At 71.9% G+C, this 14,095-nt stretch carries 10 protein-coding genes; 6 read left to right on the top strand and 4 right to left on the bottom strand.

The features are described 5' to 3' along the window. Positions 1 to 60 precede the first annotated feature (60 nt). Entirely contained in the window at positions 61 to 1,377 is a 1,317-nt protein-coding gene (locus tag ITJ69_RS11270) for a glycosyltransferase (RefSeq protein ID WP_228505484.1), read from the bottom strand. A 108-nt stretch (positions 1,378 to 1,485) separates the two neighbouring features. On the opposite strand from ITJ69_RS11270, the gene ITJ69_RS11275 reads away from it, so the two are divergent. Further along, positions 1,486 to 4,011, top strand: coding sequence for a glycosyltransferase (locus ITJ69_RS11275; protein WP_416354932.1), 2,526 nt, complete (start codon positions 1,486 to 1,488; stop codon positions 4,009 to 4,011). Next, complete coding sequence (locus tag ITJ69_RS11280) at positions 4,008 to 4,754, top strand: polyprenol monophosphomannose synthase (RefSeq protein WP_194672793.1); 747 nt, start codon at positions 4,008 to 4,010, stop codon at positions 4,752 to 4,754. Before ITJ69_RS11275 ends, ITJ69_RS11280 begins: the two co-directional genes overlap by 4 nt. A 27-nt stretch (positions 4,755 to 4,781) precedes the next feature. Here the strand turns inward: ITJ69_RS11280 and ITJ69_RS11285 are convergent, their stop codons facing one another. After that, the gene (locus ITJ69_RS11285; protein ID WP_159573834.1) at positions 4,782 to 6,083 is read right to left on the bottom strand and encodes an exopolysaccharide production protein; all 1,302 of its coding nucleotides are present in this window, start codon (positions 6,081 to 6,083) and stop codon (positions 4,782 to 4,784) included. A 91-nt stretch (positions 6,084 to 6,174) separates the two neighbouring features. Between ITJ69_RS11285 and ITJ69_RS11290 the strand changes: the two genes are divergently transcribed. Next, positions 6,175 to 7,566, top strand: coding sequence for a hypothetical protein (locus tag ITJ69_RS11290; protein WP_159573835.1), 1,392 nt, complete (start codon positions 6,175 to 6,177; stop codon positions 7,564 to 7,566). Between the two features lie 18 nt (positions 7,567 to 7,584). Here ITJ69_RS11290 and ITJ69_RS11295 read toward each other — a convergent pair whose 3' ends face one another. Then, positions 7,585 to 8,985, bottom strand: a complete 1,401-nt coding sequence (locus ITJ69_RS11295; protein ID WP_194672794.1) for an O-antigen ligase family protein — start codon at positions 8,983 to 8,985, stop codon at positions 7,585 to 7,587. Further along, the gene (locus ITJ69_RS11300; protein ID WP_194646308.1) at positions 8,982 to 11,126 is read right to left on the bottom strand and encodes an acyltransferase family protein; all 2,145 of its coding nucleotides are present in this window, start codon (positions 11,124 to 11,126) and stop codon (positions 8,982 to 8,984) included. The genes ITJ69_RS11295 and ITJ69_RS11300 overlap by 4 nt, the downstream gene beginning before the upstream one ends. Positions 11,127 to 11,171: 45 nt before the next feature. Between ITJ69_RS11300 and manA the strand changes: the two genes are divergently transcribed. The 3 genes from manA (at position 11,172) to ITJ69_RS20980 (ending at position 14,003) form a co-directional block, all read left to right on the top strand. Continuing rightward, entirely contained in the window at positions 11,172 to 12,380 is a 1,209-nt protein-coding gene (manA, locus tag ITJ69_RS11305; protein ID WP_194672795.1) for a mannose-6-phosphate isomerase, class I, read from the top strand. Between the two features lie 139 nt (positions 12,381 to 12,519). Beyond that, the gene (galE, locus tag ITJ69_RS11310) at positions 12,520 to 13,482 is read left to right on the top strand and encodes a UDP-glucose 4-epimerase GalE (RefSeq protein ID WP_159573839.1); all 963 of its coding nucleotides are present in this window, start codon (positions 12,520 to 12,522) and stop codon (positions 13,480 to 13,482) included. Positions 13,483 to 13,670: 188 nt separating this feature from the next. Continuing rightward, positions 13,671 to 14,003 carry a WhiB family transcriptional regulator gene (locus tag ITJ69_RS20980; protein ID WP_374102056.1) on the top strand — a complete coding sequence of 111 codons (333 nt, stop codon included), beginning with the start codon at positions 13,671 to 13,673 and terminating at the stop codon, positions 14,001 to 14,003. The last annotated feature ends 92 nt before the right edge of the window (positions 14,004 to 14,095 follow it).

Raw genomic sequence — 14,095 nt, forward strand, 5'->3', positions numbered from 1 at the left:
GCGCCCGGCCGGTCCCGTCGCCGGCCCTGGGTCGTCAGGCGCGTCGGCGGCCCGGCGTCGTCAGGCGCGTCGGCGGAGCGCGCGGGCGACGCCGCCGAGGCGGTCGAGGGCCCGGAACTCGGCGGAGTGGGTCAGCGTGTCGTACCGGGTCGCGATCGCGTCCCGTTCCGCCTCGGCGTCGTGCTGCGCCTGTTCGGCGTCCTTGCGTGCACGGTCGAGGACGGCGACCGCCTCTTCCGACACGATGAGTCGCCGGTTGATGTCCTCGACCCCCGCGCGGTGCACGTCGCGCTCCTGCTCGGTCGCACGGAGCAGCTCGCGCTGCTGCGCGGCCCAGCGGAGCAGCGGATCGACGGCGCCGGTCCGTGCCGAGGCGTGCGAGGTCGCCGCGTCGAGCAACGGGCCGACCTGCACGGCGCGGGCTGCGTAGGAGTGCCGTTCCAGCACGACGGCGCCCAGCCGCGCGACCAGGGCGTCCCGTTCGGCGGTCGACATCGCGATCGCACGTTCCAGGGACGGGGCGTCGGTGAAGACGGGGACGTCGGCCAGTCCGAGTTCGTCGAGGCCGAGGGCGCAGGAGGTGACCGGCAGCGCCCCGCACGCCAGTGACTCGTAGAGCCGCGAGTTGAGCGTGCCGAACTCCGCGGCGGGTGCGATGACGTCGTCGACGACGAACGCGGCTGCGCGGTAGACCTCGGGCAGCGCGAAGTACGACACCGCCGGTCGGAGCTCCACACCGGGGGCGGCGTCGACGTGCTCGACGTTCACGGCGAACCAGACGATCGGCTCGGGCGGGGCGACCTGCTGCAGCACGTCCTGCACACCGCGGCGCGCTCCCCAGAAGTTGACCGTCGTGACGGTGCGGCCGGTCCGCGACGGCGTCGTCCCGTCGGCGTCGGTGGTGAAGAGGTCGAGGTCGACGCCGATCGGCACCACCTCGACCGGCACGTCCACCACCCGGGCCAGTTCGTCGCGGGCGATCGTCGACGACGCCCACACCGCGTCGAACTCGGCCAGGTACGGCACCGACGCCCACTGCGCCGTCCAGTTCCGCACCCACGCGACGGTGGCGGTCCTCGCCGGCACGAGACCGGGGACGAACGACTCGATCATGCTGACGAGCACCGTCGTGTCCTCGGGGACGGTCTCGGCCCAGCGCCGGATCGGCCAGACGTCGACGCCCCAGCCCTCGGCCCGGAGCGCCCTGGCCAGACCGAGGGCGACGAACAGGTCGCCCTTGCCCTCGGTCGGGTCGTCGGTCGACACCGCGAAGCGGATCGTGCCCCTGGTCCCCGTCGCGTGGTCGCCGCGGGCGATCTCCTGGTACTCGGCTGCGAGGGGGGACGAGGCGGGGGAGGACGGGATCGCGGGGTGCATCACGGTGCCATTGTGCACGAAGCACACCCGACCTCCGCCGAGCGCCGTGCTGCGCCTTGTAGGGTGTTGTCGGTCGCCGGGCACCCCCGACGTCCGGATCACCGAACCGTGCCGCAGGCGCGGCATCAGCTGGAGGAACTCGTCGTGACAGAGCGCAAGCCAGGAGTCGTTTCCGTCGTCCTCGTGAACTACAAGGGCACCGACGACACCCTGACGAGCATCGCCGAGCTCCGCAAGCAGGACTGGCCGCAGGACCGGCTCGAGGTCATCGTCGTCGACAACGGCTCCGGCGCCGAGCACGTCGGGCGGCTGAAGGCCTCGGACCTCGACTTCACCTTCGTCGACTCCGGCCAGAACCTCGGCTTCACCGGCGGCTGCAACCTGGGCGTCGAGCACTCCTCGGGCGAGATCGTGGCGTTCCTGAACAACGACGCCCGCCCGGACACCGGCTGGGTGCGCGAGGCGATGGCCACGTTCGCGTCCGGCGCCGACATCGGTGCCGTGGCGTCGAAGGTCCTCGACTGGGAGGGCGTGAACATCGACTTCACCGAGGCCGCCATGACCTGGTACGGCATGGGCTACAAGCCGTTCGCCGGGTCGCCGGACACCGGCCGGTGGGAGAGCGAGACCGACGTCCTGTTCGGCACCGGTGCCGCGATGTTCATCCGCGCCGAGCTCTTCGAGCAGCTGGGCGGCTTCGACGACCGCTACTTCATGTTCTACGAGGACGTCGACCTCGGGTGGCGCCTCAACCTGCTCGGCTGGCGTTTCCGGTACCAGCCGAAGTCGGTGGCGTTCCACAAGCACCACGCTTCGATGAACAAGTTCGGCGACTTCCGAGAGACCTACCTGCTCGAGCGCAACGCCCTCTTCACGCTCTACAAGAACCTCGGCGACGAGCAGCTCGCCGCGGCCCTGCCCGGGTCGCTGGCGCTCGCGGTCCGCCGTGCCGTGGGTCGTGGCGAGCTCGACTCCACGTCGCTCGACCTGCGGAACCCCGGCGACGACAGCGTCCCGACCGTCCCGGTCCCGAAGACGAGCTTGGCCGGCGTCTACGGTGTCGACCAGTTCGTCGAGCAGCTGCCGTCGATGACCGAGTCGCGCCGCGAGATCCAGGCGAGCCGGGTCCGCAGCGACCGCGAGCTCCTCCGCCTGTTCGGCAACCGCGACGAGCCCGCGTACCCGATCGAGAACTACCTGGCCGGCTACGACAAGATCGTGCACTCGCTCGGGGTGCTCGAGGTCGGTGCGCGCCGTCGGATCCTCATCGTCACCGGTGACTCCATCGGCGAGAAGATGGCCGGCCCGGCGATCCGCGCGACCCAGATGGCGAAGCAGCTCGCGAACGAGCACGACGTGCGCGTGATCAGCCTCACCCGCTCGACGCAGATCGACCCGTCGTACGACGTCGTCACCGTCCCGCACCGTCACCCGCGCCAGATGGTCGAGCACGAGGCCTGGGCCGACGTGATCATCGTCCAGGGCCACGCGCTGCGCCTGTTCCCCGTCCTCGAGTCGACGCGCAAGATCCTGGTGGTCGACGTGTACGACCCGCTGCACCTCGAGCAGCTCGAGCAGGGCCGCAGCGACGACGTCGACCAGTGGAACCGGCAGATCCTCGACGCCTCGGACACGCTCAACCACCAGCTCGAACTCGGTGACTACTTCATCTGTGCATCCGAGCGGCAGCGCATGTTCTGGCTCGGGCAGCTCGCGGGCTCCGGTCGGGTGAACGCCCGCACGTACTCCCGCGACCCCGACCTCCGGTCGCTCATCGGTGTCGTGCCGTTCGGCCTGTCCTCGACGCCGCCGGTGCACGACCAGCCGCGGGTCAAGGGAGTCGTGCCGGGCATCGGCAAGAACGACAAGCTCGTCGTCTGGGGCGGTGGCATCTACGACTGGTTCGACCCGATCACGCTGGTGCAGGCGATCGGTCAGCTCGCCGAGCGGAAGCCGACCGTCAAGCTCTTCTTCATGGGCGTGCAGCACCCGAACCCGGACGTGCCCGAGATGGACATCGTCGCGAAGGTCCGTGCCGAGGCCGATGCCCTGGGACTCACCGGCAAGAACGTCTTCTTCAACGACGCGTGGATCCCGTACGAGGAACGTGGCGCCTACCTCCTCGAGGCCGACGCCGGCGTCTCGACGCACTACGAGCACCTCGAGACGACGTTCTCCTTCCGCACCCGGATCCTCGACTACCTGTGGGCGCGTCTGCCCATCGTGACGACCGCCGGTGACTCGTTCGGCGACCTCGTCGCCGCCGAGAAGCTCGGCATCGCCGTGCACGAGCAGGACATCGACACCCTCGCTGCCGCGCTCGAGACGGCTCTGTTCGACAAGAAGGCGCGCGCCGAGTTCATCGGCAACGTCGACCGCATCCGCGAGCAGTTCACGTGGGAGAACGTCCTCGCGCCGCTCGTCGAGTTCTGCCGGAACCCCGTCCGCGCCGCCGACAAGTCGGTGCGGGACACGGTGGCCGTGGCCGAGGCACACCAGATGCGGGTGCGGGTGCCGGAGCGCAAGAAGCTCTCGGGCGTCCGGTACGACGTCGGCCGTGCCGTGCACTACTTCCGGACCGAGGGCCCGCGCAGCGTCGCGGGCAAGATCAAGCGGCGCCTGACGAGCCGGTGACGACGACGGACGCCGCGGCCCTCGTCGTCGTGCCGACGTACGACGAGGCCGAGAACATCCGGTCCGTCGTCGCAGCCGTCCTGACGGCCGTGCCCCGCGCACACGTCCTCGTCGTCGACGACGGCAGCCCGGACGGCACGGGGGACATCGTGCGGTCGCTCGCGGCCGACGACCGGCGGGTGCACCTGCTGCAGCGCGCCGGCAAGGCCGGCCTCGGCACCGCCTACGTCGCGGGGTTCCGGTGGGGCCTGGAGCGCGGATACCCCTTGCTCGTCGAGATGGACGCCGACGGGTCGCACCCTGCCGACCGCCTGGCCGCGCTCATCGACGCCGTGGAGTCCGCGGACGACGTCCTGCTCGCGATCGGGTCGAGGTGGGTGCCCGGAGGGACGGTGGTCGACTGGCCGCTCCGCCGCCGGGTGCTGAGCCGCGGCGCCAACGCGTACGCCCGGCTGGTGCTCGGCCTGGACGTCCGTGACATCACCGCGGGGTTCCGCGTCTACCGCTCCCCGGCCATCGCCCGCATGGACCTCGGGTCGATCGACTCGAAGGGGTACTGCTTCCAGGTCGACATGACCCTGCGGGTGGACGCCCTGGGCGGCCGGGTGGTCGAGGTTCCGATCCGGTTCCGCGACCGCATGCACGGGGTCTCGAAGATGAGCCGGTCGATCGTCCTCGAGGCCATGCTCCGTGTCACGCAGTGGGGCCTGCAGCGCCGGCTGGGTCGTCGCACGCGTCCGTGACCACGTGGCGCGTGCGGGCGCTGCGGTTCAGGGGCGCGGCAGGTGCCGGCGCCACGAGCGCCGCCGGGCGGCGATCACGAGCACCGTCACGAAGACCATCAGGCCCGCGCCGTGCAGCAGGTAGCTCTCCGCCGTGCTCGTGACGGCCAGCAGCACCAGTACAGCGGCCGGCCACACGTACGCCACCCCCGGGAACGTCGTCGCGGTCACCCAGGCCCGCGCGAACGCCAGGAGCGCCGTCACGCCGAGGATGATCGTGCCGGCGAGCCCGATCTGCAGCCAGGCGTCGACGAAGGCGTTGAGCCCTGAGGGGAACCGCATCCCCGCCGGGTCGAGCAGGGTCACGTAGGGCACCACGGCTTCGCGCGGCCAGGTGCCGACCCATCCCCAGCCCTGGATCGGGTAGCGCTCGGTGAGCACGCGGATCTGCGACCACAGGTCGATGCGCGTGGCGGTGCCACCGGCGGCGCCGATCTCGGCCAGCAGTCGCCCGCGGGCGAGGACCGCGACGACGAGGGCCAGCAGGACGGCCGCGCCGAGGACACCGTTCACCACCGGGCGCGTCGCGGGTCTGGCGTGCCGGAGTGACCACAGCGCGAGCGCCGTGACGGCCAGGGCGATCATCGCGAGCCCGGTGATGGGGGACTGGACGAGCATCAGGGCGATGACGGCCAGGGCGGTGGAGCCGACGGCCCGCCAGACCGTGACGGAGCGGGTGAGGAACTCGACCACGAAGGTGACGAGCGCCATGGCAGCGATGAAGCCCATGAAGTTGCGGGTGCCGCCGATGCCCTGGATCGGGCCGCCGTAGGCGATGTCGCCGCGGATGCCGAACGCCGGGAACGGGACGTCGAGCACCAGGCCGGAGAGCACCTCGAGGCCGAGGGCGGTCACGAGGAGGATCCGGAACGCATCACCCGAGGCACGGATCACCTGGACCAGGTCGCGCCCGAGCGCCAGGTACAGCCCCAGGCCCATGAAGCACACGGTCGCGACGAGCCCCCGCAGCGCGACCCACGAGTACTCGCTCCAGAGCACGCTCAGCGCGCAGTACCCGACGAACGCCAGCAGGGACAGCGGCAGCACCCCGTGCCACTCGATCCGGTACCGCTGCCCGAGCAGGCTCAGGCCGGCGAGCACGAACAGCGTGACGAGCACCGCCCATGTGCCGGCAGTCCCGACCACGGCCCCGACGGTGGGCTGCCCGAACGCGAACAGCACGATGACCGTCGCGAGCGCCTGGCTGAACCGTCCGCCGGCGGAGAACCCGATCCAGGCGGAGAGGTAGCGGCGCGCGCGCACCCGCTTCGTCAGCCGTCCGTCCGTCACCCCACCATCTTGGTGCACGCACCTCGGTACCGGGCCATCGCGGAGCGTCGATATCGCTGATACGCGATGAACCGGCTACCGTCGACGGACCATGCAGCGCCCCGCGAGTCCGACCCACCGCCGTCTCGACGGCCTCCGCGTGGCCGCCGCCGCGGTCCTGGTCGGCGTCGCCACGACCGCGCTCGCCTGGTGGCGGCTCGGGCCGACGGCCCGCAGTACCGTGTGGGCGGAGGACGGCGGCCTGTTCCTGCGGGAACGCATCGCCCTCGGCCCCGTCGACTCCCTGCTGCACCCCTACGCCGGGTACCTGCACCTCGTGCCCCGGTTGCTCGTCGACGTCGCCTGGGCCCTGCCCGTCCAGGACTACGCCCGGGCACTGTCCGCCGGGGCCTGCGTCGTCGTCGGCGCGGTGAGCGTCACCGTGTTCCTGCTCGCGCGCGACGTCGTGCCGCAGTGGCCGCTCCGGGCCCTGCTCGCCGCGGTGCCGGCCCTGCTCCCGCTCGCGCCCTACGAGATCAGCGGGAACGCCGCGAACCTGCACTGGTACATGCTCTTCGCCGCCCCCTGGCTGTTCGCGTACCGCGCGCGGACGTGGTGGGCGTCCGGGACGGTCGCCGTCCTGACCGCCTTCGCGGTCCTCACCGAGCTGCAGACCGTGCTGTTCCTGCCGCTCCTGCTCCTCGCGTGGTTCCCCCTGCGGAACGGTCCGGGCGACCGGGCGTGGCCACGCGCGGTCCCGGTGACCATCGTCGCCCTGATCGGCGCCGGTGCGCAGGTGGGAACCGCCCTCACCGACCAGCGATCGCAGCCGCCGGGCAGACCGGCGTTCACCGACGTGGTCGCCGGGTGGCTGCTGCAGCCCGTCGCGGGGACCTGGACACCGGACGTCGGTGCTGCCGTCCGCGCCGTCGTGACCCACGGCTGGGGCGTCGTGCTCGTGCCCGTCCTGTTGGTCGCCGCCACGGTGGTGGTCGCGCTCGTCGTCGGGACGTGGCGCGCACGCTGGGTGATCGTCGCGCTCGCCGCGGTGTCCGGCGGCGTGTGGTGGGCTGCGCTGATCGCCAACGGGGGACAGGGCCAGGCGTGGGCGCACCCGATCCCGGCACTCGCAGCGGTCCCGCCGCTGCGCTACGCCGCGGCGTCGGGCATGCTCCTGCTGGCAGCGGTGGTCGTCGCGGCGAGCGTGCTCCTCGATGCACGTCCGGCGCAGCGGGGAGCGCGGCCGACGCGACGTGGGGCGCGGCCGGCAGGCGCCCTCCGCTTCGTCCGCGTGCTGGCGGGCTGGTCCGTGGTCGCCGTCCTGGTCGTCGCGGTGGTGGGCAACCTGGCCCCGGGAGCCACACGGCGCAGCGACGGCCCGGTCTGGGCGACGCAGGTCCCCGGCGCGGTCGCGGCGTGCGCGGGCGACCCGACGCGGGACGTCGAGATCCGGAAGGCGCCGTGGACGGCCAAGGTGCCGTGCTCGAGACTGCTCGAGCGGTGACCGCCCGGTGCGCCCGGGTCAGCGAACGGCCGGCAGCCGCCACTCCCGCCGTGCGGGCGGGGTGCGCGGGCCGTCGCCGGCCGACCGGGGTTCCTCGCTGACCAGGACGATGCGGGACTTGATCGCGATGAGCGCGAACAGGACCCAGTTGCCCTGGTACAGCAACCGCGACTCGGCGACGGACTGCACGAGCAGCGCCACGACGACGAGGAGCGGCAGGAGCGACACCGGGTCGAACGACCTGGGGGACCCTGCGGCGTCGTACCCGATCCTGGTCGCGGACGACCACGACCGGTCGAGTGTCGTCACGACGTAGAGGGCGAACAGGACCAACCCGATGATGCCGGTCTGCATCCACACGTCGAGGTACGCGTCGTGCGCCTGCAGGTACGTCACGCCCTTGCGGTGTGCGAGGTCGGCGAGCGTCGGGATGTCCGGCCACCAGTACCCGATCCACCCCCAGCCGACGACCGGGTGCTGGCCGATCAGTTCGAGCACGCGCTGCCAGATGTCCCCGCGGCCCGTCGCGTCCGCGCCCTTGCCGAGGAGCTCCGACACGGTCCCGCGTGCTGCGAACGCCCCGACGCCGACGACGACGGCACCGACCAGGGCGAGCAGGTAGCGCGGCGTCCGCTGTTCGGTGGGGACGCGACGGATCCAGAGTGCGACGAACAGTGCGGCGGCGACGACGAGCGCGGCGGCGAGGACCGTCGACGAGCGGGTGAGCACCAGGACCCCACCGGCCACGACCAACCAGCCGACGGCGCGGTTCCGGCTCATCCGACCCTCGGCGAACTGCAGGGCGATGGCGATCGCGGCGAGCAGGGTGACCATCGCCAGCAGGTTCGCGTTGCCCGGCAGCCCCTGGATGCGGCCGCCGGTCAGCAGCTCGGCGCGGGAGAAGTAGAAGGCGTCGGGGATGTCCCGGTCGCCGTAGTCGGTCCAGACCGGGACGATCGGGTGCCGGACGACGACGGCCACGACCGCCTCGAACAGCAGCGAGCCCATCAGCACCCAGCGGAACGCGAGGCTCATCGCGTCCAGGATCCGACGCCAGGTCAGGGTCGACGCGATCGCGAACGCCATCGCGGCGCAGATCACCTGCGCGGCGATGCTCGCGAGCGTCGCCGGGCGCCAGTGCGACCAGGCGACGGACACCAGGCACCAGGCGAGGAAGAACCAGAGCGCCCACGGCGTCCGGACCAGCGGTGGCTTCGCCCGGACCAGGATCGTCACGCCCCACGCTGCGACGAGGGCCCAGACCGCCGCGGCCCCGAACCAGGTCAGGGTGTTCGGGAAGGCGTCGCCGGCGAACAGGACGAAGAGGAGCGTCGCACCGAACGCGAACGCCTCGCGCTCGGGTACGGTCCCGCGCGAGAGCGGCCAGGTGTTCGTCACGACGTCAGGGTACGTGGTCATCCGCGTCCGTCCTTGCGGAAGGCAGCGAGCGCGCGGGCGATCTCGTCGCCGAGGTACGGCGCCAGGGTCGTCGCGAAGGTGTTCGTCAGGTGGGTGCGGTCCCGGTGCACGAGCACGCCGCCGATGACCGCCGGGCAGGTGGTGTCGGTGCAGTAGTACTGCGTCAGGTCGATCACCCGCGCCGTGCCGGGCATCCGGGCGGCGGCCTGCTCCGAGCCGTCGAACAGGCCGAGGCCGAACGAGCGGCTCGAGTCGCACGCGCTCGTCGTCGGGCCCGACATCTGGCCGACGCACGCCACCACGTCGGTCCGAGCGGTCGGGTTGTCGCGGAGCGCCAGGACCGGGATGCCGGCGTCGGCCGCCGCCTGCCACGCCGCCACCATGCCGTCGACGACGGTCTCGCTGTCCGACTGCCCGGGCACCGAGGCGACGGGACCGTTGCCGGTCGAGTGCGTGACGATCACGCCGTCCAGGTCGCCGTGCGCGCGCAGGTACGCCATCGCGTTCTGCTTCCAGGCGGTGCAGTCGTCGACCTGCTTCTCCGTGTTCGCCTTCTGCACCGCGGTGGTGAGGTAGCAGCTCTGGTGCCCGGCGACGTCGATGCGCCAGTTGTTCGCCTTCGCGATCGCCTCGTAGGTGTCCACGAAGACGTTGTTGTGCGAGTCGCCGATCGCGATGAGGTGCTCCGTGTACCCGGTCTTCGGGCCGAGTTCGCAGACGTTGAACGCACTCGAGTCGTTCGACCAGCACGCTCCGCGGTTCGAGTCGTCGTCGAGCGCGTTCGCGGCCGCGGGTACTCGCACGTCCGCCAGGGCGGGGTTCACGCACGGGTCGGACGACGAGATCAGTGCGGCGGCACCGAAGCAGCGCACGTCGCCGGTGCTCAGGCGCTGCTGGAACTCGGCCGCCTGCACCTGCTGGACGTGCAGCGCCGTCAGCGAGGCGGCCCCGAGGGCCACGACGAGCACGGTGCTCAGGGCGCCGTAGAGCGCGACCCGGCGCGGCCGCAGCGCGCGCACCCATCCGGAGAACCGGAGCGGCTCCTCGATGCACAGCGTGGTGACCGAGCCGACGAGCACGGCGCCGACGAGGATCGCGACCTTGTCCTTGGTCGTGAGCTCGTGGCGGAGCACGATCGGCAGGATGACGACGGCAGGCCAGTGCCACAGGTAGACGGCGTACGAGATCCGGCCCAGGAACCCGACGGGGGTGATCCTGCCGATGCGCTGCAGCCCCGAGTGCGCGCCGAACAGCACGACGAGCGTCGCCGACACGACCGGCAGCGCGGCGGCGATGCCGGGGAAGGGCGTGGACCCGGTGATCAGCACGAGCGACGCGACGAGCCCGGCCGCGCCGACCCACGCCCCCACAACCCGCACCGACCGAGCCGGTCCGGTGCGCGGCGCCGCCAGCGGGATGGTCGCCGCGAGCCCGCCGAGCGCGAACTCCCACGCCCGGGTCGCCGTCGAGAAGTACGCGACGCCCGAGGCGGTGTGGGTCTGGACGATGCTCCACGCCAGGGACAGGACCACGACGGCGCCGAGGAGCACCTGCGCGACGACGGCGGGGGAGACGCCGTCCCGACGTGCACGCCGAGCGACCCACAACGCGAGGAGCAGCAGGAGCGGGAGGGCGATGTAGAACTGCTCCTCGACCGACAGCGACCAGAAGTGCTGGAAGGGCGACGCCTGGTTGCCCTGCGCCAGGTAGTCGACCGAGTCGGCGGCCAGCTGCCAGTTCTGCACGTAGACCGTCGACGCGATGAGCTCACGGCCGTACTGGCCCCACAGCGCGCTCGGGACCCACACCAGCACGGCGGTCCCCGTCGCGGCGATCGTGAGGAAGGCCCCGGGGAGCAGCCGCTTCGCCCGCCGCGACCAGAACCCGGCGAGCCCGATCCGGCCGGTGGTGGTCAGCTCACGGAGCAGGTGTCCGGTGATCAGGAAGCCCGAGATCACGAAGAACACGTCGACGCCGACGAAGCCGCCCGGCAGCCGGTCGGGCCACAGGTGGTAGAGCACGACGGCGAGGACCGCGAACGCACGGAGCCCCTGGATGTCCCACCGCGTGGGGTCGGCCGTGCGGCGGGGGGAGGAACGCAGGGACCCTCGGGGCGGTGACTCCACCGTGCTTGCAGACATCGCGGAGATTCTAGTGTCGCGGGCCGCGCCGGTAGGCTCTCGCCCATGTTCCTCGGCATCACGAACACCCCCCGCGACTACGCCTGGGGGTCGGTCACCGCGATCCCGGAGCTCCTCGGTCGCACCGTCACCGGCGCCCCGCAGGCAGAGCTCTGGCTCGGCGCGCACCCGGGCAGCCCGAGCGTGGTCGTCAACCCGGCGATGGTCGGCGGTGCCGACACGCTGCTCGACTGGATCGCCGCCGAGCCGCAGGACGCCCTGGGCGGCGACCGCACCGGCCTGCCGTTCCTGCTGAAGGTGCTCGCAGCGGCGGCGCCCCTGTCGCTGCAGGCGCACCCGACACCGGAGCAGGCCGAGGCCGGCTTCGCGCGCGAGGAGCGCGAGGGCATCGCGATCGACGACCCGGCGCGCAACTACAAGGACCCCTTCCCGAAGCCCGAGCTCGTCGTCGCCCTGAGCGAGCGGTTCGAGGCCCTGAGCGGCTTCCGCCCGGTGGAGGACACCCTGGCCGAGGTGCGCGTGCTCGACGCCGGCAGCGGTCGGCTCGGCCCGCTCGAGGTGCACCTGCAGCACGGGCTCGAGGACACCGTCCGGTGGCTCGAGACGGCCGACGAGTCCGCGCTCGCCGTCGTGCAGGCCGCGAGCGACCTCGCCCTCGCCCTCGACGACGACGTCCTCACCCCGAACACGGCGACGGTCCGCGACCTGGCGACGAGCTGGCCGGGCGACCCCGGCATCGTCGTCTCCCTGCTCATGCACCGGGTGACGCTCACCGTGGGGCAGGCGATGTACCTGCCCGCCGGCAACATCCACGCCTACCTGGACGGCCTCGGCATCGAGCTGATGGCGCCGTCCGACAACGTGCTGCGCGGGGGACTGACGCCGAAGCACGTCGACGTGCCCGAACTCCTGCACGTGCTCGACTTCACGGCGTACCCGGCACCGGTCCTCGAGCCCGAGCGCCTGGCTCCCGGCGTGGACCGCTTCGCGCCGGAGGGCGTCGGGTTCGCGCTGCTGCGGGTCGACGGGGACGGACGACCGGTCGGACTGAGCACCGGCGGCGTGGCCCCGCTGACCGGACCGTCGATCGCGATCTGCACCGAGGGCGTCGTGACGCTCGTCGGCGCGACGTCCGCCACGCTGCTCCGCAAGGGCGAGTCCTGCTTCATCACGCCGGACGAGGGTGACGTCACGGTGGAGGCCGACTCGTCGAACGGCGTGACGTCCACGGTGTTCATCGCCACCGGTCGGTAGTCCGCAGTGACCCGGGCACCGGACCCCGGGCAGCACCGGACCGGCGCGGAGCCGCACGCCCTGGCGCGGTCCCGCACGCCCTGGCGCGGTCCCGCACGCTGCCACCGGGGCGCCGCGTCCGTCCGCTAGCGTGGCGACCATGAGTTGGCTGGTCACCGGCGGTGCCGGGTACATCGGGTCCCACGTCGTCCGAGCACTGCGCTCGGCCGGCATCGACACGGTCGCGTTCGACGACCTCTCGAGCGGCTTCCGCGCGTTCGTGCCGGACGACGTGCCGTTCGTCGAGGGCACGATCCTCGACGGCGAGCTCGTCGCCCGCACCCTGCGCGAGCACGACGTCACCGGCGTGGTGCACGTCGCGGGCTTCAAGTACGCCGGCGTCTCGGTCGAGCGTCCGCTGCACACCTACGAGCAGAACGTGACCGGGATGGCCACGCTGCTCCGCGCGATGGCCGAGAACGGCGTCACGAAGGCGGTCTTCTCCTCGAGCGCCGCGGTGTACGGCACCCCGGACGTCGACGTCGTCGTGGAGTCGACCCCGAAGGCGCCCGAATCGCCGTACGGCGAGTCGAAGCTCATCGGCGAGTGGCTGCTGCGCGACATGGAGGTCGCCGCCGGCTTCACGACGACCTCGCTCCGCTACTTCAACGTCGTCGGGTCCGGCGAGCCCGACCTGTACGACGCCAGCCCGCACAACCTGTTCCCGCTCGTGTTCGACGCACTGCTGGCCGGCCGTACGCCCCGCATCAACGGCGACGACTACGCCACCGAGGACGGCACCTGCGTCCGCGACTACATCCACGTCGCCGACCTCGCGCACTCGCACGCCGTCGCGGCGCAGAAGCTCGAGGCGGGAGAGCCGCTCGAGCAGGCGTACAACCTCGGCAGCGGCGACGGTGTGAGCGTCCGGCAGATCATGGACGCCATGGCGAAGGGCACCGGGATCGCCTTCGAGCCGGAGATCGCTCCCCGCCGGCCCGGTGACCCGGCGCGCATCGTGGCCACCGGCGAGGCCGCGACGCGCGACCTGGACTGGGCGATGCGCCACACCCTGGACGAGATGGTCACGAGTGCGTGGGAGGCCCGCCGCAGCGCCTCCTAGTGGCTGAGGACGTGTCAGTTGTCCCCCGAAACCCCGACAGACCGGGTGCGACACGCCCAGACGGGGGACATGACACGCCGAAGCGGTCGGTGCCTTCTATGATCCGCGACTTGACTCAGGCGAATGACACCGCTGTAATTACAGGCAACGACTTCAATCGTTGTGGTCCCGTTATCGAGACGTCAGGGGTGATCAGGGTGAACAGTTCCGACTTCCACGCCGGAGTTCCGGAGGACTGGCACGTCGACCCCGTGGCGCTCGGCGTCCCGGGTGTCCGACGGCCGGAGACGGACGACGAGGAGAACCCGCTCGCGTGGCAGGTCGACTCGCTGTGCGCGCAGACCGACCCGGAGGCGTTCTTCCCCGAGAAGGGCGGCTCCACGCGCGAAGCGAAGAAGATCTGCACCTCGTGCGAGGTGCGGGCGCACTGCCTCGAGTACGCGCTCGAGAACGACGAGCGCTTCGGCATCTGGGGCGGCCTGTCCGAGCGCGAGCGCCGCAAGCTCAGGAAGCGTGCCTAGGCACACACCACTTTCCTGGAGGCACGGATCGCCTCCGACGCGCACCGCGCGTTGATGGCCTCCACAGGTTCACGGCGCGCCGCCGTCCGCAG

The sequence above is a fragment of the Curtobacterium sp. VKM Ac-2887 genome, assembly GCF_015350935.1.
Taxonomy (GTDB): domain Bacteria; phylum Actinomycetota; class Actinomycetes; order Actinomycetales; family Microbacteriaceae; genus Curtobacterium.